Annotated in this window: 20 protein-coding genes; 17 read left to right on the top strand and 3 right to left on the bottom strand. The window is 43.2% G+C overall.

The features are described from left to right. Positions 1-28 precede the first annotated feature (28 nt). From amrA to BO18_RS01965, 5 genes are all read left to right on the top strand, one after another. Positions 29-1,453, top strand: coding sequence for an AmmeMemoRadiSam system protein A (gene amrA, locus BO18_RS01985; protein ID WP_034443150.1), 1,425 nt, complete (start codon positions 29-31; stop codon positions 1,451-1,453). Between the two features lie 14 nt (positions 1,454-1,467). Further along, a complete protein-coding gene (gene amrS / locus BO18_RS01980; protein ID WP_034443148.1) occupies positions 1,468-2,313 on the top strand; it encodes an AmmeMemoRadiSam system radical SAM enzyme in 846 nt (281 codons plus the stop codon). A 95-nt stretch (positions 2,314-2,408) separates the two neighbouring features. After that, entirely contained in the window at positions 2,409-3,290 is an 882-nt protein-coding gene (locus BO18_RS01975; RefSeq protein WP_034443145.1) for a hypothetical protein, read from the top strand. Between the two features lies 1 nt (position 3,291). Further along, positions 3,292-3,597 carry an STAS domain-containing protein gene (locus BO18_RS01970; protein ID WP_034443143.1) on the top strand — a complete coding sequence of 102 codons (306 nt, stop codon included), beginning with the start codon at positions 3,292-3,294 and terminating at the stop codon, positions 3,595-3,597. A 14-nt stretch (positions 3,598-3,611) separates the two neighbouring features. Continuing rightward, the gene (locus BO18_RS01965; protein ID WP_185752320.1) at positions 3,612-5,789 is read left to right on the top strand and encodes a SpoIIE family protein phosphatase; all 2,178 of its coding nucleotides are present in this window, start codon (positions 3,612-3,614) and stop codon (positions 5,787-5,789) included. A gap of 100 nt (positions 5,790-5,889) precedes the next feature. Here the strand turns inward: BO18_RS01965 and BO18_RS01960 are convergent, their stop codons facing one another. Both BO18_RS01960 and BO18_RS01955 read right to left on the bottom strand, forming a co-directional pair. Next, entirely contained in the window at positions 5,890-8,298 is a 2,409-nt protein-coding gene (locus BO18_RS01960) for a ribonucleoside triphosphate reductase (RefSeq protein ID WP_034443138.1), read from the bottom strand. Positions 8,299-8,465: 167 nt separating this feature from the next. After that, the gene (locus BO18_RS01955) at positions 8,466-9,155 is read right to left on the bottom strand and encodes an anaerobic ribonucleoside-triphosphate reductase activating protein (RefSeq protein ID WP_034443135.1); all 690 of its coding nucleotides are present in this window, start codon (positions 9,153-9,155) and stop codon (positions 8,466-8,468) included. A 99-nt stretch (positions 9,156-9,254) separates the two neighbouring features. On the opposite strand from BO18_RS01955, the gene holA reads away from it, so the two are divergent. The 12 genes from holA (at position 9,255) to BO18_RS01895 (ending at position 22,025) form a co-directional block, all read left to right on the top strand. After that, a complete protein-coding gene (gene holA, locus BO18_RS01950) occupies positions 9,255-10,280 on the top strand; it encodes a DNA polymerase III subunit delta (RefSeq protein ID WP_051688440.1) in 1,026 nt (341 codons plus the stop codon). Between the two features lie 95 nt (positions 10,281-10,375). Continuing rightward, entirely contained in the window at positions 10,376-11,083 is a 708-nt protein-coding gene (locus tag BO18_RS01945; protein WP_034443132.1) for a DUF1653 domain-containing protein, read from the top strand. Positions 11,084-11,110: 27 nt separating this feature from the next. Beyond that, positions 11,111-12,136 (top strand): glycosyltransferase family 2 protein, encoded by a 1,026-nt coding sequence (locus BO18_RS01940; RefSeq protein WP_034443130.1) that lies wholly within the window; start codon positions 11,111-11,113, stop codon positions 12,134-12,136. Positions 12,137-12,325: 189 nt separating this feature from the next. After that, entirely contained in the window at positions 12,326-13,036 is a 711-nt protein-coding gene (locus BO18_RS01935) for a serine/threonine protein phosphatase (protein ID WP_051688439.1), read from the top strand. 74 nt (positions 13,037-13,110) lie between these two features. After that, positions 13,111-13,308: a hypothetical protein gene (locus BO18_RS01930; protein ID WP_034443126.1), complete on the top strand. Its 198-nt coding sequence runs from the start codon at positions 13,111-13,113 to the stop codon at positions 13,306-13,308. Between the two features lie 129 nt (positions 13,309-13,437). Beyond that, on the top strand, positions 13,438-15,129 hold the full coding sequence (locus tag BO18_RS01925; protein WP_051688438.1) for a PP2C family protein-serine/threonine phosphatase: 1,692 nt from the start codon (positions 13,438-13,440) through the stop codon (positions 15,127-15,129). A 31-nt stretch (positions 15,130-15,160) separates the two neighbouring features. Continuing rightward, on the top strand, positions 15,161-15,460 hold the full coding sequence (locus tag BO18_RS01920; protein ID WP_034443123.1) for an STAS domain-containing protein: 300 nt from the start codon (positions 15,161-15,163) through the stop codon (positions 15,458-15,460). A gap of 45 nt (positions 15,461-15,505) precedes the next feature. After that, positions 15,506-18,178, top strand: a complete 2,673-nt coding sequence (locus BO18_RS01915) for an HD domain-containing protein (protein WP_034443120.1) — start codon at positions 15,506-15,508, stop codon at positions 18,176-18,178. A 75-nt stretch (positions 18,179-18,253) separates the two neighbouring features. Then, on the top strand, positions 18,254-19,237 hold the full coding sequence (locus BO18_RS01910; RefSeq protein ID WP_034443116.1) for a hypothetical protein: 984 nt from the start codon (positions 18,254-18,256) through the stop codon (positions 19,235-19,237). Positions 19,238-19,263: 26 nt separating this feature from the next. Continuing rightward, positions 19,264-20,541 (top strand): FAD-dependent oxidoreductase, encoded by a 1,278-nt coding sequence (locus BO18_RS01905; protein WP_034443113.1) that lies wholly within the window; start codon positions 19,264-19,266, stop codon positions 20,539-20,541. Between the two features lie 33 nt (positions 20,542-20,574). Continuing rightward, entirely contained in the window at positions 20,575-21,663 is a 1,089-nt protein-coding gene (locus BO18_RS01900; RefSeq protein ID WP_034443112.1) for a hypothetical protein, read from the top strand. Positions 21,664-21,719: 56 nt separating this feature from the next. Beyond that, positions 21,720-22,025: an STAS domain-containing protein gene (locus BO18_RS01895; protein WP_051688437.1), complete on the top strand. Its 306-nt coding sequence runs from the start codon at positions 21,720-21,722 to the stop codon at positions 22,023-22,025. A 4-nt stretch (positions 22,026-22,029) separates the two neighbouring features. On the opposite strand, the gene BO18_RS01890 is transcribed toward BO18_RS01895, so the two are convergent. Further along, on the bottom strand, positions 22,030-23,001 hold the full coding sequence (locus BO18_RS01890) for a diacylglycerol/lipid kinase family protein (RefSeq protein ID WP_034443109.1): 972 nt from the start codon (positions 22,999-23,001) through the stop codon (positions 22,030-22,032). Positions 23,002-23,093 lie beyond the last annotated feature (92 nt).

The raw sequence follows: 23,093 nt of genomic DNA, 5'->3' as shown, positions 1-23,093 counted from the left end.
GTATGCATATAAAAAGAGGTGACAAACTATGCCAGTTGTTGGTGCATTTATGGTTCCTCATCCACCTATCATCCTTCCGGAGGTTGGAAAGGGAGAGGAAAAGAAAATTATCGAAACCACCAGAGCTTACGAGGAAGTTGCTGTTCAGATAGCTGCCCTTAAGCCGGAGACCATCATAATCTCCAGCCCCCACAGCATAATGTACTCTGATTATTTCCACATTTCTCCGGGCAGCAGAGCTAGAGGAGATATGGGAAGGTTCGGTGCAGGAAGCGTAACCTTTGACGAAACCTACGATACAGATCTGGTAAAAGAGATATGTCACATCGCTACTGACTCGGCCATATCTGAAATCCAGGAATTTCCTGCAGGAACCATGGGAGAAAGAGATGCATCCCTGGACCACGGCACCATGATACCTCTTTACTTTATCAGAAAGAAATATCAGGACTTTAAGCTCGTAAGGATCGGGCTTTCAGGCCTGTCTCTTCCTATGCACTACGAGATGGGACAGATCATCCAAAAGGCGATCGAAAACACCGGAAGAAGAGTGGTTTTCGTTGCCAGCGGAGACCTTTCCCACAAGCAAAAAGACGACGGCCCTTACGGTTTTGTTAAGGAAGGCCCTGAATATGATGAAAAGATAATGGAGGTTTGCGGAAGCGGAGACTTCATAAAGCTCTTTGAATTCAGCGAGGACTTCTGTGATAAGGCTGCTGAGTGTGGACACAGGTCCTTTGTCATCATGGCAGGAGTCCTGGACGGACTATCCGTCAGGGCAAAAGAGCTATCCCACGAAGCTACCTTTGGTGTTGGTTACGGAATCTGTACCTTTGAGATTGGAAATCCTGATGAAAACAGGCACTTCCTTGAAAAATGGCGCACAAAAAGACTATCTGAGCTAAATGAAAAACGCAAAAAAGAAGACCCATATGTAAGACTTGCCAGATACTCTCTGGAGAGCTTTATCACCACAGGTAAGAGAATAACAAGAAAAGATATAGACACCCCTGCCTGGGATGACCTTCCGAAAGAAATTTTTGACCAGAGGGCCGGAGCCTTTGTTTCAATACATAAGGATGGGGCACTTAGAGGCTGTATCGGAACCATTCTTCCCACCTGCAGCTGCATTGCAGATGAGATACTTCAGAATGCCATAAGCGCTGGCACCAGTGATCCAAGATTCCCAATGATCCGTGAGGATGAGCTGGAATTCCTTGAGATGAGCGTGGATGTTCTTGATAAGCCGGAACCGATCAGTTCTCCAGAGGAGCTGGATGTAAAGAGATATGGCGTAATAGTTACCCACGGAGGAAAGAGGGGACTTCTTCTTCCAAACCTTGACGGGGTAGACAGCATAGAGCAGCAGATAGATATAGCCCGTCAGAAGGCTGGAATATCAGAGTTTGAAGATTACAGCCTGGAGCGTTTTGAAGTCATCCGCCATGAGTAAGGAAGCGAAAAACTATGCCAATATGCGATGTTTGCCATAACCACTGTAATTTAACTGAAGGGGCCACGGGCCTATGTAAAGCGCGAATCTGTAAAGGAAACACCATAATCAGCAAAAGCTTTGGTCTTGTCACTTCCATAGCCCTTGATCCAATCGAGAAGAAGCCTCTAAATCTCTTTTACCCGGACTCAAACATTATCTCGGTGGGGAGCTTTGGCTGTAATCTTCGCTGCCCATTTTGCCAGAATCATGAGATTTCCTATGGTTTTGACAAAGAATATGAATATGGTGTAAAACACATAGCCCCGGATGAATTGGCAGAGATTGCTGAAAGCTACAAGCCTCAGGGCAATATTGGTGTGGCATTTACCTACAATGAGCCCCTTATAGGCTATGAGTACGTCATTGACGCAGCAAAAGAGGTACACAAGAGGGGCATGAAGACTGTCCTTGTATCCAATGGCTGTGTCACGGAAACAATTGCCAGTCAGGTCATCCCCCACATCGATGCCATGAACATAGACCTTAAGGGCTTTACGGACAGCTATTACAGGGACGTTCTTGGTGGCGACAGGGGCCTTGTAATGGACTTTATTAAAAGAGCTGTCTCTTCCTCCCACGTTGAAGTTACAACCCTTATTATTCCCGGTTATAATGACAGCGATGAGGAGATGAGAAAGCTTTCCAAATGGATATCCGATCTTAATGATGGAGAGGGCAGACACAGCGTTCCGCTCCATATCAGTCGTTATTTTCCAAGATTTAAAATGAATATTCCTGCAACAGAGGTTGAGAGCATTTACCACCTGCGAGACGTTGCAAGAGAAATGCTTGATCACGTCTTCACAGGTAACTGTTAGTACCCACTAAACCAAAATTTATCGTAATTTTATACATTATATAGCCGATTTATTGGTACAATTATGGTGGACCTATAAAAATGGGGGAACTATGCATGTATGAAGACGCCGAAAGTATAAATATTGATATTGTTGAACTTGATACAGACACTGCTGAACAGTACAGGGGATACATTACCCCGGATGTGGCTGAGAATATAGGAAGAACCTATTTTCGTGGCCTGATTGCTGCGGATGATGATGAAGAGCCACTAGCCGGCATTGTCTGGGAGGTCAGGCATATTGATACCGATGAAGACAATGAAGCCAACATAATATGGCTCAAGATTGATCACGATGATGCAGCTTCTCTGCTTTTCGATAAATATAAAGAATTGCTGGCTGAGGATGAGGTGGTCACGTCTACTTATTCTCTTTCTGCAAGGAACATGATCAGAGAAAAAGCTGCACTGAAGGACCAGGGATTTACGGTGGGACTCATGGAAGGTGACCTGATAAAGACCAGACTTTCAGAGATAGAAAGATTGCCTTTTATGAACAACGCTAAGATGGACGAGAATATACAGCCTCTTGCAAATATGACTCAGAGAGGGTTTAATGCTGGGATAAAACAGTTTGTGATGCTGGGATTTCACGGCGTATATGAGGATTTATCCGAACTTCCCAGGTTATACTTCGAAAATGAAGTATCATGTTTTTCCCAAAGCGATGGAAAGGTCAATGGAATGCTTCTTTTTCATCTGGTACCTTCAGGAGCCTTAAGAGTAGTTATCATGGCGGCAATCGGGAGCGATTACGGAAAGGTGCTCACAAGGCTGATGCGATATGCACTTAAGAATGCTTTAGAAAACTATGAACCGGAAACTGAGGTCTGGATCGATCGCCACAACTATCCGACACTGGCTCTTTCGGAAAAACTTTTCCCCAGGAGCTTTGGAGTAGCTGTTTACATGGGAAGCAGGAAGGAGAATCAATAACATGACCATAAAAAAAGAAAAAGAGGGAGAAGTACTTGTTGTATCCATTGAAGGAACTCTGGACATAAACACAGCTCCACAACTGACCGATGCTCTTGAAGGTGAGCTGAATGATGTGAATGAGGTGCATTTCGATCTTGCAAAGACAGACTACACCTCATCTGCAGGCCTTCGTGTGTTCCTTCGGACCTTCCAGATACTTGATAAGAAAGATGGCAGAATGGTCATAGAGAATGTAAATGAGACATTTTATGACATTCTTAAACTAAGTGGTTTTACAGATTTTCTTGAGATAACAAAGGCATGAATCAGGGTGATATTATGAATAATCTGAAGGAACTGTGGCCCAAGGGCCTTGCAGGTAAACTCATAAGGTTCGCTGTCATATTTGTCGCTATTCTCGGCTTTGTTTTCATGACAATGAGCCGAGTTCAGGTTGCCATTCTGAAAAATGTGGTTCAGACCGAAGGAGAGAATCAGACGGATCTGGTCCAAAGTGAATATATGAGCTCCATGTCATCTCTCACAGAGGATTCTCTGCTGCAGCTGATAGCCTGGGCTGCAGATAAGACAGACGATGAATTCTGGATTTTGGATCATGATATGCGCATCATGAGAGACCAGGTTGAAGATGTTTTCAGGCATCCTGAGAATTATGCAAGAAAAGAGGTGCTTCCGCCACGTAAGGAAAATGCCGGAGTATACACCTTGCAGCTTCTTTGCCCTAACGGAGTAGAAAATATTGATCCTAAGAGCATGGAGATGCTGGAGCGGCTTGCCAATCTGGCACCCACCATGAAAGAGATCGTAAAAGGAAATGTTGGTTACACTTTCGATTGTTACGTTGCTCTGCCTGATGGTTCAACAATAGCCATGGATGATCTGTCTGACAGAAAGTTTGATGAGAATGGTAAAGTTAATGATTACGATCCCAGAGTAAGGCCCTGGTATGTGGGTGCAGTAAAGAAAGGTGATGTTTTCTTTTCAAATGCTGTAGCAAGCGCATTCTATGACTTTAAGGTAATTGTCTTTGGCGTTCCGGTCTATGTAGATGGAGAACTGGTGGCAGTTATTGAAGGCGCTACAGAGCTGGAAATACTTCAAAAAAAAATAACAGAGCGTAATATCGGAAAAGAGGGCTTTTCTATACTGATAAGTGATTCTGGACAGCTTATATGCTCCCCAAGAAAAGAGGGTGAGCTGAAGGTGAGTGATGATCCTGACGCAGATATAAGAACATCAGTTAATCCTGAGCTGATTGAACTTGTTGAGTGTGCTCTATCCGGAAAAACCGGCACAGATATAGTAACGGTTGATGGAGAGAAGTACTATGCAGCCCACGCACCGCTTGCAACAATTGGATGGACTCAGATAGCATTTGTATCGGAAGATGAGATAATGGAGCCCACCAACAAGCTGGTCCAGCAAATGGAGAGCCTTAAAGATGATATGCTGGATAGGATTGGCAATGAATTCAGCAGACACCGGTTATTACTGGTTCTGATACTGTTAGTATTTATGCAGATTACTATTATAATGGTTTCTTTTTTAGCCAAGAGAAGTGTTGAACCTATCAATCACATGACCAAGGCTGTTACAGGCTTTGTAGGTGAGGATATGGCCTTTGAGATGGAGGATCTCTACAAGACCGGTGACGAGATAGAAGAACTGGCAGTATCCTTTGAGACCATGTCCCGGAGGATGAAGGAATATGTTAATGAGATTGTAGAAAACGCCGCGGAAAAAGAGAAACTCCAGACGGAGATGAAGGCAGCCACTCAGATTCAGGAAAAGATGCTTCCCAGAATTTATCCTGACTTCTACGATAAACCGGGATATGAAATCTATGCAAAGATGGTTCCAGCCAAGAACGTTGGAGGTGACCTGTATGATTTCTTCTATCTGGATGAAGATCGCCTTGCTTTCATGATAGGAGATGTATCAGGTAAGGGTATCACAGCAGCTCTTTTCATGGTTCTGTGTAAGCAGATGATAAAATCTCAGGTTCTCTTTTACGGAGGTGACCTGGTGAATGCAATTAAGGAAGCAAACGTAAGGCTTTGTGAGGAAAGTGCCGATTCAATGTTCGTTACTGTGTGGATCGGGATAATTACTCTTTCCACCGGAGAATTGAATTTTATCAATGCCGGTCATGTTTATGCAGCAGTTAAAAAAGCTAATGGCGACTTTGAAATTGTGGAAGATAACCACAGCCTGCTGATGGGAGCTCTGGACTTTGCAGAATTTAGTCTTAATACTGTTACTCTGAGCAAGGGAGATGTGATCTATCTCTACACAGACGGCGTTACAGAAGCTCATAACATCAATTGTGAGCTGTTCGGAGATGAGAGGCTTGCGAGTGCTTTAAATGAGGGCAAGGGACTGCCGCCTGATGAACTGGATGATCTGGTAAGACGCAAGTTAGCCGAGTATTCAAAAGGTCAGGAACAGTATGATGATATTACTACAGTAGTATTTAAGTACAACGGAATAGATTGATTAGTGCATATAAAATGACTCCCAGCCTAAATGAGGCTGGGAGTCATTTTATTTAGGAGACGACGTGATGGCTAGCTATTCACGCGTTATGAACCGATAGTTATGATACCTGTGAGTTCTGGATCCAGGACTTAATGTCCGAAACTCCGAGAACCTTTTCAAATTTATCACCGGAAGCGATAACCAGTGTTGGAGCCTGCATGATTCCGAACTTCTCAACAAGATCAGGATTCTCATTTGCATCAAGTATCTTGTACTCAACACCAGCCTTATCAAGAAGGTTTCCTGCGATCTTGCAGTTAGGGCAGGTCTGGGTCTTGAAGAGCATTACTGTGTTATCGTTGATGTTATCAATGCTGTTTTTAGCATCTGTGTTGGACTTCTTAACAGCTGCTTCTACAAAGCTTACTTCCTTTGGACCTTCATGTGTGAGCTTGGAAGTACCGATGTTGTAAACCTTTCTATCCTTGTACTCCTGAGCCTTTCCATCATTCCAGTTAGCAACAGGGCGGTAGTAGCCTGTGATACGGCTGTAAACCTCAGTCTTAGCTCCGCAGTGAGGGCAAACAGCCTGCTCGCCTGTAAGGTATCCGTGCTCCTTACATACTGAGTAAGTAGGAGAGATTGTGTAGTATGGAAGCTTGTAGTTTTCAGCAATCTTTCTAACTAAAGTAGCTGCAGCCTTCCAGTCAGGAAGCTTCTCACCAAGGAATGCATGGAATACAGTTCCTGATGTATAAAGAGTCTGAAGCTCGTCCTGAATATCAAGAGCGGAGAAGATATCCTCAGTGTAACCAACAGGAAGGTGAGATGAGTTGGTGTAGTAAGGAGTTCCGTTCATGTTAGCTGTGATGATATCAGGGTAAAGTTCTTTATCATGCTTAGCAAATCTGTAGGTTGTGGACTCAGCAGGAGTAGCCTCAAGGTTGAACAGCTCTCCATCATACATAACCTGATACTCACCAAGACGCTCTCTCATGTGGTTAAGAACGTCCTTGGAGAATTCCTGAGTTCTCTTGTCTGTCATGTCTGCCTGGATCCAGTTTGCATTAAGTCCCACTTCGTTCATGCCGATAAGGCCGATAGTTGAGAAGTGGTTTGAGAAGGAACCAAGGTATCTCTTGGTGTAAGGGTAAAGACCCTGATCAAGGAGCTTGGTGATAACCTGTCTCTTTGTATGAAGACTTCTTGCAGCGATATCCATAAGGTGATCAAGTCTCTTGTAGAAGTCATCAGCATCCTTTGAAAGATATGCGATACGAGGCATATCAATGGTAACAACACCGATTGATCCTGTTGACTCGCCGGAACCGAAGAATCCGCCGGATTTCTTTCTAAGTTCTCTAAGGTCAAGACGAAGTCTGCAGCACATGGAACGAACATCTGAAGGTTCCATATCTGAGTTGATGTAATTTGAGAAGTATGGAGTACCATACTTAGCTGTCATTTCGAACAGGAGCTTGTTGTTCTCTGTCTCGCTCCAATCAAAATCGTTTGTTATTGAATATGTAGGGATAGGATACTGGAAGCCACGTCCATTGGCATCACCCTCGATCATGATCTCGATGAATGCCTTGTTGACCATATCCATCTCGTGCTGACAATCACCATAAGTGAAGTCGAGCTCTTTTCCGCCTACAATACAGTTAAGGTTCTTAAGGTCGTTTGGTACAGTCCAGTCTAAAGTGATGTTTGAGAATGGAGCCTGTGTACCCCAACGGCTAGGAGTATTTACGCCATAAACAAAGGACTGAATGCACTGCTTAACTTCCTTATAGGAAAGATTATCTACTCTTACGAAAGGAGCAAGATATGTGTCAAAGGATGAGAAAGCCTGAGCGCCTGCCCACTCGTTCTGCATGATTCCAAGGAAGTTTACCATCTGGTTGCAGAGAGTAGAGAGGTGGCTTGCAGGAGATGATGTGATCTTGCCTGGGATTCCACCAAGACCCTCCTGGATAAGCTGTTTAAGACTCCATCCAGCGCAGTAACCTGTCAGCATTGAAAGGTCATGGATGTGGATAGCAGCGCTTCTGTGAGCGTTTGCAATCTCGTCGTCATAAACCTCTGAAAGCCAGTAATTAGCTGTGATAGCTCCTGAATTGGAAAGGATAAGTCCGCCAACGGAGTAGGTTACTGTTGAATTCTCCTTAACTCTCCAGTCGTTGATCTTAAGATAGTCGTCAACGATATCCTTATAATTAAGGAGAGCAGAGTTTACGTTACGAACCTTCTCACGCTGCTTACGATAAAGAATATATGCCTTGGAGACATCTGTGTATCCAGCTTCGGAAAGTACCTTCTCAACACTGTCCTGAATCTCTTCTACAGTGATCTTGCCATCCTTTACCTTACTCTCGAAATCTGAAGCTACCCTCAGAGCGATAAGATCAATAACACTAGAATGGTAATCCTTCTCTAAAGCTACGAACGCCTTAGTGATCGCAGAAGAAATCTTGGAAATGTTGAACTCAGCAACAGTTCCGTCACGTTTTACTACCTGATACATATGTAATCCCCCTTCAAAATACTTTATAAGTTAAAACAAGAGCTGCGCTTGGCAGCTCAAAAAGGTTTTGTTCGGTGTAAATAAAGAATAGCATAGCAAAAGCTAAATGTCAATATATAGATAAACGAAAAAACAAAAACACAATATGTAGTGGTTTCACAGCTAAATTACAATCCCCGGATCTGGGCATTTTTAACATGGATCCTGGCAGCCTGAAGGAAAAGCTCCATATCTTCGGCACTTGGAGCGCTTAAGGAACAATCAGGTACTGTATCTCTTTCTACAAATTGTTGCAGAAAGTATCTTTTGGCACCACAAATTGTGGCCCCTATCTTTTCGAAATCATCTTTTTCGTGAAACTCTTTAATTACAGTTGTTCTGAATTCGTAATCCACGCCACTGCCCATAATGAGAGAAATGCTATCTTTTATAAGAGAAATGTTGATATCCGATAAACCGATAGTTGTCGGATATTTCTCTAAAGAGTTCTTTATATCCATGGCGATGTAATCCAGCAGGTTTTCTTCCAAAAGCTCTTTTAACCGGTCGGGATGATAGCCGTTGGTGTCAAGCTTTATGAGGTAGCCCATTTCCCGTATCTTCTTGATAAATGAAGCAAGATCAGGGCGCATCAGAGGCTCTCCGCCGGTGATGGCAACTCCGTCTAAGAGGCCGTGGCGCTTATCAAGGAAACCAAAGAATTCATCTTCGCTCATAATGGGACTTGCACTGCCATCTACCAGTTCAAAATTATGGCAGTAGGGGCATCTGAAATCGCAGCCTGAAAGGAATACGGTACAGGCCACATGCTCCGGATAGTCCAAAAGCGTCATTTTCTGAAGTCCATGAATCAACATTTTGTGTTTCTCCCCATCTGAAAGTTAATAATTGAAGCTCATTTAGTATATCAAAAAAACTTAAAGATATGTTAACATAGAAGGCGAGGTGAGTTATAAATGGCAGCTAAGACCAGCGATTTTCCCGCTAAACAAAGGCAACTTAATGAGGATGTGGCATCAGGTAATTTTAAGCCCTGCTACCTGATATACGGAGATGAGGCGTATCTTAGGCTCCAGAACAGGGACAAGCTCGTTAAGGCCCTTGGCGGAAGCGCTAATTCAATGAATTTTAATAAGTATGAGGGAGACAATATTTCTCCCACTGAAGTGATAGATATGGCGGAGACCATGCCATTTTTGTCGGATAGAAGGGTGATCCTTGTGGAGAACAGCGGCTTTTTCAAGGCCGGATGTCCGGAACTGGCGGATTATCTTAAAGCGCCTTCCGAGACTACGCTTTTTATCTTTGTGGAGAAAGAGGTTGATAAGAGAAAAGACATCTACAAGGCTCTTTTAAAGATCGGTTTCGAGATGGAGTGTTCTGCTCAGGACGAGGAACTTCTAAAGAAGTGGATCAGGTCCAGGGTGGCATCCGAGGGAAAAGACATTTCGCCGAGAGCACAGGCTGTTCTCATAGACCGTGTAGGCACCGATATGTCAAACATAGCAACTGAAATTGAAAAGCTTATTTGCTATTGCATAGCCAGAAATGCCATAACCGAGGAGGATATTGATGCTGTCTGCGCCAATTACCTTACCGGTAGGATATTTGCCATGACAGATGCTATTTCTTCCCAGGACCAGACAAAGGCCATGGAGCTGTATTATGATCTTCTGGCACTTAAGGAACCTCCTGCCAAGATACTGGCGCTGATCACAAGGCAGTTTAACATCATGCTCCAGATAAAAGAGATGACTGATAATCGCCGCAGCAGTGCAGAGATAGCAAGTGCCCTGAAGATAGCACCATTCCTTGTGGGAAAGTACCAGGGCTGGGCAAGAAAGTATTCCTTTGAACAGCTAAGGGGAGCTTTAGAGCTGTGTGCCTCCAACGATGAAGCTGTTAAGAAGGGCAAGCTTGACTATATCATCAGTGTAGAGATGGTAATAATCGGTTGTACCAGCGTTGGCAAGGCAGGATGAGAGCCGGTAATACAGAATTGAAAACATTGGTGCGTTAGCATATACTATAGAAATGTGTGACCTGACCATCGGTCATAAAAAGAGGGGAATAATCTATGAGAGAAAAACCAAGACCACAGGAACTGTACAGACATTTTAAGGGGAATCTGTACCAGATCATTACAACCGCCATCGATTCCGAGACCAGGGAAGAAAAGGTAGTTTATCAGGCACTTTACGGAGATTACAAGACTTACGTAAGGCCATTAGACATGTTTATGTCTGAGGTGGACAGGACCAAGTATCCTGATGCCCCACAGAAGATGAGATTCGAGAAGGTAGAGAGTGGCCTGGAGGCAGGAAATGCTGTCGGAGAAGCAAAGAAATTTGATCCGCAGGAAAGAGCAGATGATTCCAGAACTGTGATGCCCCAGAAGGCAGACGACTCCAGGATTGTAAGACCTGAGAAGCGCCCAGCAAATGATAACCAGGTGAAATCTGAGAAGACCTCTTCAATCCTTGCAGGCTTTAAACTTGATAAGACACCTCCAAAACAGTCAGCTGTCATGAGCAAGACTGTGGATGAGGAAGCACAGGAGCTTAATTTAAATCCACTTGTTATTGAGTTTATGGATGCGGATCTTGCTGTGGATAAGAATGACATTTTATCCAAGCTCCGTCCTGTGATAACAAATGATATGATTGATATTATGGCCATGGACCTTGGGGTTGTTATAAACGAAGGGGATGTTTACGACAGATTCAACGACCTTCGCAATTGCCTCACCACTATGGAAAAGTACGAGAGTACCAGATTAAGATAATTAAAAGAAGTTAAGGAGTTAAGTGTAATGAAATTACTGTCAATTGCCGTACCATGCTACAATTCCCAGGATTATATGTCAAAATGTATCGATTCACTGCTTGTGGGTGGTGAAGAGGTCGAGATCCTCATCGTAGATGATGGTTCAAAGGATAATACTGCAAAGATTGCTGATGAGTACGCTCAGAAGTACCCAACTATATGCAAAGCAATCCATAAGCCCAACGGAGGCCACGGTTCAGCTGTCAATGCAGGTATAGAGAATGCAACAGGTCTTTTCTTCAAGGTCGTTGACTCTGACGACTGGGTAAAGGAAATCGCCTACAGAAAGATCCTCAGCACGCTGAGTGAGCTGGCTGGCGGAGAAAAACAGCTGGATCTTCTTATCAGCAACTTCGTTTACAACAAGGTTGGCGAGAAGCGTCACAAGGTTATGCGCTACAACACCATGTTCCCAATTGAGCAGCTTTTCACCTGGAAGGATGTAAAGAGAACTCCTAAGGGACACTATCTTCTTATGCATTCTGCCATCTACAGGACCAAACTCCTTAGACAGTGCGGACTTAAGCTACCTGAGCACACCTTCTACGTTGATAATATCTATGTTTTTAACCCACTTCCTTTTGTTAAGAACATGTATTATCTGGATGTTAACTTTTACTATTATTACATTGGAAGAGAAGACCAGTCAGTTAACCAGAAGATCATGCTTTCCCGCATTGATCAGCAGCTGAAGGTCAACAAGCTGATGGTAGACTACTATGTAGAGAACTATGGTATGATCCGCTCACAGCGCGAGCGCCATAAGTATATGTTCAACTACCTGGAGATCATCACAGCTATTTCCTCTGTTCTCCTTATCACTGAGGACACCAAGGAGAATCTGGAGAAGAGAAAGGCCCTTCTCAACTACATTAAGGAAAAGAACTATCTGCTGTATATCAAGATCAGATACAGTATTGAGGGAACATATATTTACCTTCCCGGAAAAGGTGGCAGGAAGATCACTCTTGCAGGCTACAAGCTGCTTCAGAAGATTTTCCACTTTAATTGATAATTTTTTTATGTTTTTTTAATAAATCAGTGTAAAATGCCATCAAATCCGTGTATTATCACAAATAATCCTCATAAAAGTGTCAGAATATGTAAATGTTGAATATTTACATGTGTTTTTGAAGTGCTAGAATAAGTTTTGATTGTTAGACTAGACAACTTGTTTTGGCATAAGTTATGAGGATTTGTTATGAAAAAGATTTATGAAAAATGGACGGGAAGAGAAGTAAACCGTGACCTGTTCAGAGATCTTCTGACCCTGGCTACACCGATCATGATTTACGCACCTATTTATTTTATATGGTTTATTGCTCTTGAGAAGCATACCTTTTCTCATTACTCAATAATCCATACCAGGGTTGATGACCTTATCCCATTCAATGAGATATTTGTTATCCCGTACTACATGTGGTTTTTATATGTTTCGGTCACATTGTTGTTCCTTCTGTTTTCTTTTGATGTGGAGGACTATTACAAGAACTTCTTCTTCCTGGCTGCAGGAATGACAGTTTTCCTTGTGGTTTCAACACTGTTTCCGAACATGCACCTTTTAAGGCCTGCAGTTTTCCCGAGAGATAACGTTTTTACAAGTCTTGTAGGTATTATTTACAGCCGCGATACTTCTACGAACCTTTGGCCAAGCATTCATGTTTACAACTCTATCGGAACCATGATCGCTATCCATCGCAGTAAGAGATTTAATCGTGTTGGCAAGGTGATAAGTGATTTCATTGGGATCTCCATTATCCTTTCAACACTGTTCATTAAGCAGCACTCAGTATACGACGTTATTACGGCCTTCATAATGGCTATTATCTTCTACATTGTTTTCTATCACACAACTATTCTGGAGGGCTTTTGTGTTCGCCAGGAAGCGAGAGTGGCAGTTCGTTACAACTGATAAAAATAATTGCCATAAGTGATGTTTCTTTCGTATAAATAGTTACGATAAGTAAAATGAAAGGAGCTGAAGCAATGAACAAAGATCCTAAGATTGAAAAAGAAATACTTAGCCCAGAGGAACTTGATGAGGTCGCAGGTGGAAGAAGAGAGCCCTTTGACATGGAAGCCATGCAGAAATATATGGAAGACATTATGAGCCAGAAAATGACCATTAAGGAAGCTTTAGAGATGCCTCATAAGAAAAGAGAGACGGGAAAGCTTAAGAAATAAATAACCAACTCCGTATCGTTAGATACGGAGTCTTTTTTTGCCCAAAAGGATGTCTTTGTACCATTAAACAGGTATAATTGAAGGTGAGATAGTTTACGTATTGAAGATAATATTTTTACGAGGAATAGAATGGGATATAAAAAAGACCAAGAAGAGAGATATGTTTCGCTCCAAACAAAGGCCTTTAGGATCATTCTGGTCTGGTCACTGATCATTATACTGGTTGGAAGTACAGTTGGGATTTTATTGCACACTTATTCCTCACTGCGCCATTATAAGGAAGAGGCTGATCATCTCCTTGACAGTATGATGGCGCTTCAGGACAGCGCGTATATAGAGAAGATCTTTCGGGAGACTCAAAGAATATATTATAGCCTTCCTGAGAAAGTCCTTGAAGACCAAAGCTCTGATGAATTTGACAATGCTTTCAGACCTCTGGTGGATGATGATTTCGATGCTGCCAGGGATATACTGGTTAAATTCCGTGAGAATTCGAAACGGCGAAATGTGTTTTTGATGTTCCAGGATATAGAAAATAGCCGTGTGGTATATGTTGTAGATGGAGACGAGGATGAATGGGCATATTTGCCGGGACAGTGGACAGACGTTGATGTTCATGAGACTGAAATAATAGTGAATTCCCAATGGCGTCTTGCAATCACCCATGATGATGTTTACGGGTGGATTGGGTCAGATGCAGAGGCAATCTACGGTCAGAATGGAGAATTTCTTGGATATGCGGTGGTGGACCTGGATATGAATGATTTTCTTCAGACGATGCTAAGTTTTCTTTTGATCCTGATACCACTTGCGGTTTTGTTGGTAGTGCTGTTCGCTGTCTTGTTTGCAAAGATGCTTAAGAAGGATATCATCACCCATCTTATTTCATTGTCTACGGCTGCAAGGGAATATACACAGATGGATAAAGTGAATCTGGCAAAAGAGACACCTTCTGTGTATGAGCCTCTCAGAATCGAAACTGCTGATGAGATAGAAGATCTGTGGAAGAGCATGACGGTGATGGAGGCAGATATAAAGGATTCCATCATAAAGATGAGGGAGATCACTGCTGTACAGGAGCGGATGGATGCAGAGCTTTCCATTGCTACCAGAATACAGATGGGCATGCTTCCGGATGAATTTCCAGATAGGACGGAATATGACCTGTATGCTTCCATGGAACCAGCACTTGAGGTAGGCGGAGACCTTTATGATTTCTTTATGGTAGATGATACTCACCTGGCTATGGTGATCGCCGATGTTTCAGACAAAGGAGTTTCTGCAGCGCTCTTTATGGTGGTCACCAAGACCATGATCAGGAGCCAGACAGAGCAGGGGCTTCAGGATCCTGCAGTGATTTTTGATGTGGTGAACAGAAAACTGATGGAGGTGAACCGGGCCTACATGTTTGTTACTGCGTGGCTTGGAATTCTTGACCTGGAGTCCGGAAGACTTGTTTATGTCAATGCCGGTCATGAATATCCGGTCATCAGAAGAGCCGGAGGTCTATTTGAGCTTTATAAGGATGAACATTCAGTGCCACTTGCAGCCAGAGAGGATGTTGAATTCGTATCAGGAGAATTTACAGTTGGCCGGGGAGATACGCTGTTTCTCTATACAGACGGCGTTCCGGAGGCTAATAACGAAAAAGAAGAGCTGCTTGGTGCAGATAGGATGATAGAGATTTTGAATCGCGAACCTGATGCTGCTCCTAAGGAAGTAATTGAAAATGTAAAGGATGGCATTTCAGAGTTTGTAAAGGGAGCAGAGCAGTTTGATGATACTACAATGCTTTGCCTTAAGTTCAACGGGATACAGTGATAAAGACAAAAATATTCCAGGAGGGGTGTTCATGGAAATAAGACGAGAAAAAGAAGGTTCTAAGCTTACCATTGCAGTCGAAGGGAAGATAAATGCTGTAACTGCCAGGGATTTGGAAATAGTTGTAGACAGTGAGCTTTCTGGTATAACAGAACTAATTTTTGATCTTAAGGACCTGGAGTATACATCCTCTGCGGGACTCAGGCAGTTTCTGGCTGCGCAGCAGATCATGGATAAACAGGGAACCATGGTGATCAGGAATGCTAATGAAACAGTAATGGAAATATTTAATGAGACCCGATTTACCGACCTCTTAAATATTCAGCAGTAATTATAGCCTATACATCTGAGTAGTCTGATTCGGAGGGTGATAACGATGGCCAGCAGACAACATGTGCAGACAAATCAAATGATATCAAAGCTGTATTTTAATATTCTGCCTGTTCAGATCATGATCATTGCAATGGGAGCTGTTAATACCATTGTGGACGGAGTAATGGCCGGCCGTTTTATCGGTGCGTCAGCAGTAGGAGTTGTGGGACTGTATTATCCTATTGTTAATATCATTGATGCATCCGGATCAGTTCTTCTTGGTGGGTCTGCGGTACTTTGTGGAAAATTTATGGGCAGGGGTGACATCGGAAAGACAGAAGGCGTTTTTTCGTTGGATATGGCGCTGACTTTTATAGCAGGTGCATTTCTTGCTCTTGTTAGCCTTATCTTTCCGGGACAGGTTGCTTCGCTTCTTGGAGCAACTGATCTGTTACAACATGACCTTACTACTTATATTTTCGGGTATGCTTTTGGTATCCTTCCTATGCTCTTTGCCCAGCAGATTGCCATGTTTTTGCAGCTCGAGAGACAGGACAGACGAGGCTATGCAGGTATTGTCGGAATGATACTTTCGAATATCCTTCTGGATATTCTGCTGGTGGGGATACTCAATTATGGGATTTTCGGACTTGCCCTTGCCACATCATTGAGTAACATCATATATTTCCTTATACTCGCGCCTTTCTATTGCACCAGGAAGGCACAGCTTCATTTTGGGATAAAGAAGATCCTATGGAATCTTACAGGAAATCTTCTGAAAATTGGTTTTCCCGGAGCACTGGTAATATTTTGTATCGCTGTCCGTGGGCTTGTGATAAACAGGATATTACTTCATTATTCAGGAAGTGATGCGCTTTCTGCAATGTCAGCCTATAACATTATCAGTGGTGTTCTTCTGGCTTTTTGTATTGGCAATGGCGCAGTGGTCCGTATGCTTGTCAGTGTATTTGCAGGAGAAGAGGACAGGGATTCCATACGACAGCTCTTTCGTATCCTGGCCACTAAGGTCATGGCACTTTCAGTTATCATCACTCTTGTCATACTGATTATTTCGCCGTTTCTTGCAGCTCTTTTCTTCCCTGACAGGAATGCGGGAGTTTATCATATGGCTTGTCAGCTCTTTGTGATCTACTCGCTGTGTATTCCATTCATACTTATATGTAAGGTTGAATCCAACTATCTTCAGGCCATGGGGCATAACATGATCGTCAACGTCCTGTCTGTCTCTTATGGGCTTATCGGCGTTGTGGTCCCTGCTTTGATACTGGCTCCGCTAATGGGAGCTCTTGGGGTATGGATTTCTATCCCTATAGGGACGATAATTACAATCTTTCTTGTGCCGATATATCGTTTGATGCAATTAAAGCGCCTTCCGGGATCAATGGACGATTTCCTGTTCTTTGATCCTGACTTTGGAGTATCACCGGAGGATTCGCTATGGATTCCTGTCCATGATAATGAAGAACTGGCAATTGCTTCATCAATGGTTCAGGAGTTTTGTGACGGCCATAATATTGAGAGAAGAGCTTCATACTATTCTGCCCTGTGTCTTGAGGAAATTGCAGGAAAGATCATGGAATGCGGATTTGAGGAAGATAAAAAGAAGCATACCATCAGTGCCCTTATACTGTGTACTGACGAAGGGATAGTGCTTAGGATTAAAGCTGATAGCAGGCCTTTAGATCCCAAAGAGCTTGCTCAGATAGCGGGGGAAAGTGAAGACCCCTTCGACAATATAGAGATCCGGACAGTTTACAATGTTGCAGATGACGTGAACTACCAGTACATTCTTGGGCTTAATGTCCTTACCATAACTATTCTGGAAAGCAACCTGGGCCAGCTTGAAGAGACGGATTTTATTCTTGAAAAGACTCTGGCGCAGCAGGATACGGTGCTCCATAAAAGTTTTCGAGACGCAGTCTATCTTCTTCAGAGGATTTTGCCCAGGTATCAGGAGTTATATCCGGGCTTTACCGACCATACGGTTCTTCACAGCATGACGTTACTTGATAGTTGCAACCGCCTTATAGGAACGAAACAGCTGGAGAAACTTAACAGGGATGAGATATACATCCTTCTTATGGCCGCCTATCTGCATGATGTTGGTATGTCCATCAGAGATGAAGATTATGAAGTGTTTAAGGACCAACTTGATTCCGATGAATATTTTAAAAAGCATCCGAAGGCGGAAAAGAGTGATTTTATAAGAGATTTCCATAATGAGCTAAGCGGTTTGTATATAGACAAATATGCCGAGCTTTATGATCTTCCCTCTCCGGAGTATGCCTTTGCCATCAAACAGATTGCCAGAGGACATCGCAAGACAGACCTGTACGATGAAAAAGAATACCCTGCAGCTTATAAGCTTCCTAACGGCAATACAGTATGTCTTCCGTATCTTGCGGCTCTCTTACGAATCGCTGATGAGATAGATGTTGTAGCAAGTCGAAATCCGGTTATTCTTTATGACTTGGATATGTCTGTAACGGAAAAAGACTTCAGGGAGAACAAAAAGCTCTATGCTGTAAAATCCATGAAGACCACCTCTAAAGCATTTGTTTTGTCCGCTGTAACTGAGGAAGAAGAGGTTAGAGAGGGACTTAAAGAAATGGTTGGTAAGATGCAAAAGACCCTGGATTACTGCAGGGATGTGGTTGAAAAGAGAACAGAGTTTGTCCTGTCACAAAAGAAAGTAATCCTTAATATTGAAACATAATTATCGATTAATCAATACCTCTTTTAATTGTATAATGAAAATGGAAGTCTGCAAATAAGAAGGAGTAAGCTCATAGTGAAGGTTTATACCAAGTGTTCTAATTATGCATCTGAAACCTGTCCCTGTGTCCTGGCAGAAAGCGGACATTGCATTGTGTGCTCCATGTGCAGTGGAGAGGACTTTTGTAACTGCTCGGATACAGTAAGTTTTTGCGTCCTTCAGGAACTTAAGAATAATGGTGGCAGAGCAAAAGATCAGCACCACATCATGAAGTGTACCGTAACATATGAGACGATTTATGATGATGTAACCAAACTCATAAGGGTCAGTATTCCCGACGGACATGTTAAAGACTTCGTAAATCTGGGCTCTTTCGTGTTTGTCAGGGTTTATGAAAATACATTTTATGATGTCCCTATATCAGTTTTGTATGAGGATATATATCACGATTCCATTGAGCTGATGATACAGCTTCAGGGAGTTAAGACAAAGTGCTTCAGGGACCTGAAAGCAGGGGATACCATATTTCTTCGAGGGCCATATCTAAACGGCATTCAGGGGCTTGGACCGATATCCCGCCTACGGGATGGCAAGGCTCTTGTCATATGCCGTGGAATCGGATTATTCCCGTCACTTCACGCTATTTTTGAGCTTAAAAAGAATAACAACCAGGTGGAAATTTATCTCGACGGAGGATCATTTAGCAGGAATCTTATTCGGGTGGCAAAGGATCTGTATGAGCTGGATGCCAATGAGATATCCTTTTTGGATCCTGAAGGGAACATTTCTCCGAAACTTTGCCGGGTCATAGATGATGCAATCAAGGATGATGTGGGCCTGATCCATTTGGGAGTCTCGGACTATCTGTTGAAAAAAATTATAGGCCACATAGAAACTTCCAGCGAGAGAAAAGTGGCCCTTTCCTGCATAAACAACACCCATATGTGCTGCGGTGAAGGAATCTGCGGAGCCTGCACCAGAAATGCAGATGCAAAGCGAATTGTTCATTTGTGCAAAGAGCAGATGGACGTATATGAATACAGTAAGATACTTGTTTGATCAAGAAAAAAGGAGTCATGGCGGATATGAGCAAAGTCGTTGTTATAGGTGCCGGATGGGCCGGAGTATCAGCAGCTGTTTGCGCGAAAAAAGCCGGGGCAGAGGTTACTCTAATCGAGAAAACAGATCTGATCCTGGGGGCAGGAAATGCAGGCGGGATTTTCAGGAATAACGGAAGATACACTGCTTTAGAGGAAATGAAAGCCTTAGGAGCAGGGGAGCTTTTTGATGCCATGGATAAATGTGCTCAGCACACAAACGTGGAGTTTCCCGGTCATTCACATGCTTCCCTGTACAACGTAAATAAGATTGAGCCCTGTGTCAGGAAGGTTGTCCAGGATTTTGAAATAGAGCTTATGACAGAGTCTCATGTGGATGATGCCCAGTGCAAAGATGGTGTGCTTCTGTCTGTTACTCTTCATGATGGGACCAGAATAGACGGCGATGCATTTGTAGATGCCACAGGTTCATCAGGTCCAATGGGCAACTGCCTTAAGTACGGAAATGGTTGCTCAATGTGCATCCAGAGATGTCCCACCTTTGGCCCAAGAGTCAGCATCACAGCCAAGGCAGGCATTAAGGACCTTGTTGGCAAAAGAGCTGACGGCACTCCGGGAGTTTTTTCAGGTGCCTGTAAGATACACAAAAGTTCACTAAGTGAAGACATCCGGAAGCAATTAGATAGCACCGGTGTTGCTATAGTAAAGGTTCCATCAGAAGATATTAACTACGACAAGCTGGGGCAGAAGGCATGTAAACAGTATGCCCTTAAGGAATACAGCGAAAATATAATTTTGCTTGATACTGGCAGCGCAAAGCTCATGACTAGCTATTATCCTTTGGAGAAACTAAGGAAGATCCCGGGCATGGAGAAGGCAGAATATATTGATCCTTACTCAGCAGGTCGTGGTAATTCCATAAGGTATCTTGCTGTTGCACCCTGCGATGATACAATGCTTGCCCAGGGAGCGAGAAATCTCTTTTGCGGAGGCGAAAAGGGAGCACCCCTTATTGGACATACTGAGGCTGTTGTTACGGGAGCACTTGCTGGACACAATGCAGTCAGATGTGCTAAAGGACTTGAACTTGTTACCCTGCCTGAGAGCCTGGCAGTGGGCCTTATCATAGCACATTCTCACAATCAGTTCGTCAATAAAAAGGAATATAAGGACAGATTTACTTTTGCCGGAGGCGCTTTCTTTGAGATGATGAAGGAAAGAAATCTGTATACCACAGATGTTGCAGAAATTCAGAACCGTGTTGAGAAAGCCGGACTTGCTAACTTCTATGAACAGTTGGTTTGAGGTACCGCTTTCAATAATAGCAGAGAGGGAAAGATGAATCAGAAGTTCTTTCTAGGTGGCATGACACCTTCAGGCTTTACTACAGCGCTTCGTAAGGTGGTGGATGACCCTAAATACTTTACATATATACTAAAAGGCGGACCGGGAACGGGGAAATCTTCTCTTATGAGAAAGGTGGCAGAGCACTTTTCCAAGAGGGAGAAGGTAATAGAGTATTACTGTTCTTCAGATCCGGATTCTTTTGATGCAGTTCAGCTTTGCGAATCTAAGATAATAATTGTGGATGGCACTGCGCCCCATGTTTTTGAGCCTAAATATCCGGGAGCCTGCCAAAAGATAATAAACCTGGGGCAGTTCTGGGATGAATCTGTGATGGCGAAGGACCGGGAGAAGATTATTGCTGCCACGGACCTATACAAGTCCTGTGCTGAGAACGTCAGGATAAGGAACAATGCCCTTGGGGAACTATGTGCAGAGGTGTATAGCTGCGCAAAGCGCTTTCTGGATAAGGAAAAGGTTGAAGATAGCGCCAGGGCGTTTTGCGAAAAGGTCTTTTCTGCCGGAACACCCAAAGAGGGTAAAGAGAGCATAAGACAACTTTCAGCCATGACAAGAAATGGCTACATGACCATGTATGATACCATTGGCCTCTATTCCAAAGTCTTCCTATTGGAGGATCCGTACTTCGCAGCTGCAGATCTTTTTATCAGTATTGTCGTAAAAGAAGCCACCAGAAATGGAATGGATGTAAAAATGTCTCCATGTCTTTTGTTTGGAGACACGGTCAGAGAGCATCTGCTTATTGAAGAGATCAGCACGGCCATTATCTCATATAATCCTCTGACCCATTCAAAATACGAAAATGTCTCGTCTATCAGATGCGAAGACTTTTATAACGGGATGGAGAAACAAGCATACGAGCAGCTACTTCGCGCTAATGTCTCTCGTATAGAAGAGCTCTATGAAGAATCCAGACAGATGCTACTTCGTGCAAAAGAAAAACACGATGACCTAGAACGGCACTACATCCGTGCCATGGATTTTGATGCTCTTGGAAAACTTGGTAATGATCTGATTGAAGAGATAGAGAAAAGAGCTTTAGGTTTGTATATTGCGGTTTAACGTTTAAAATTATACAATTAATCTGTTAAGGGCAGAGCATCGCACGGAGGTAGATTATGCTGCATATAACTAAGAAACATATCGGTGATCATCTGACAGTAATTCTCCAGGGACGCCTTGACAGAAATGCGGCTCCTGAGCTGGAGGAAAAGCTTTTAAAGTCATTAGACGGAGTAAACAAGCTGACCTTTGATTTCAGTGAGCTGGAGTATATCTCATCAGCCGGCCTACGAGTGCTTTTGGCTGCACAAAAGATAATGAAAAAGGATAACGCGGTGGTTATTAAAGGGGCTTCTACAGAGATTAAGGATATATTTAATGTCACTGGTTTTTCAAAGATCCTGACAATAAGCTGGATCTGATTTGTCAGGTCATGAGTCTTAATTTTCCCTGCAAGCACTCCCATGTAATATCGTCTGACTTGACGGAAACTTCACCATCAGTGTGTACCCACATGGGAACGTCGGTCTTGATGTTGATCTTTTTAGCCACGTGATGTCCGATTCCCTTGATCCAGAAGTAGTGACCAATAAAGGAGCAGGGGAGAGCAAGGAGCATTCTTGCTGAAGGCATATCTCCTGCATAGACCAGATCAAACATACCATCGGTAAGGTCGGCTTTAGGTGCAAACTTAAAGCCGCCGCCTTCGAAATGATGGATCATGGCAGCGATGAAGATGAAACGATTAAAGTGAATGGGCTCCCCATCATCTACTGTAATATCGCAGGGAACTCTTTCTGCTCCAAGAAGCTGTCTTATGGCAATAGAACCGTAGGTGAGCTTTCCTAGACCGATCTTATTAAAGAAATTCTTAGTGCCTGAAGAAAGGGCCTCTTCGCAGACAGCTGCGTCAAAACCAATTCCGGAACTTACATCAAATATCCTGGTATTTGAAATGGTTTCATCATGAAGCCTGGACATAGGCTTTGTCATATTATTATAAGTAAGCTTCCCAAGGTCCAGAGCGCGAACTTCCTTGCCCTCTATAATCTTGTGAAGGATGTCATCAACCTTTTTTGGATAGGAAAGATCTCTGGCAAAATCATTAGAGGATCCGATGGGCACATAACCTACCAGTGCATTATCAAAATCGGCGATTCCGTTCATTACTTCATTTAAAGTGCCATCGCCACCCAGCACAACAATTTTAAAAGGAAGTTCTTCCTTATTTACTTCTTTTGTGGTGATGGATCTGGCAAGCTCAGTAGCATGTCCGGGGCCTTTTGTGAAAACCGCCCTGAATTCAAGACCTGACTCCTTGAATTTCTCCTCCAGTTTCATCCATATTTCTTTTCCCTTGCCTGAACGGGCAGAGGGGTTAACGATGCAGTAGTACATTCTGAACCTCCCCATAATAGACGACAAAGCGCCTGTAGTTCACATGGAACAGTATAGCACAAATGACATATAAAATTTGTAAAAAACGGGGT

The organism is Butyrivibrio sp. AE2032, assembly GCF_000702965.1.
The sequence above is the reverse complement of the archived record's forward strand: the minus strand, read 5'-3'. Positions and strand labels throughout refer to the sequence as shown.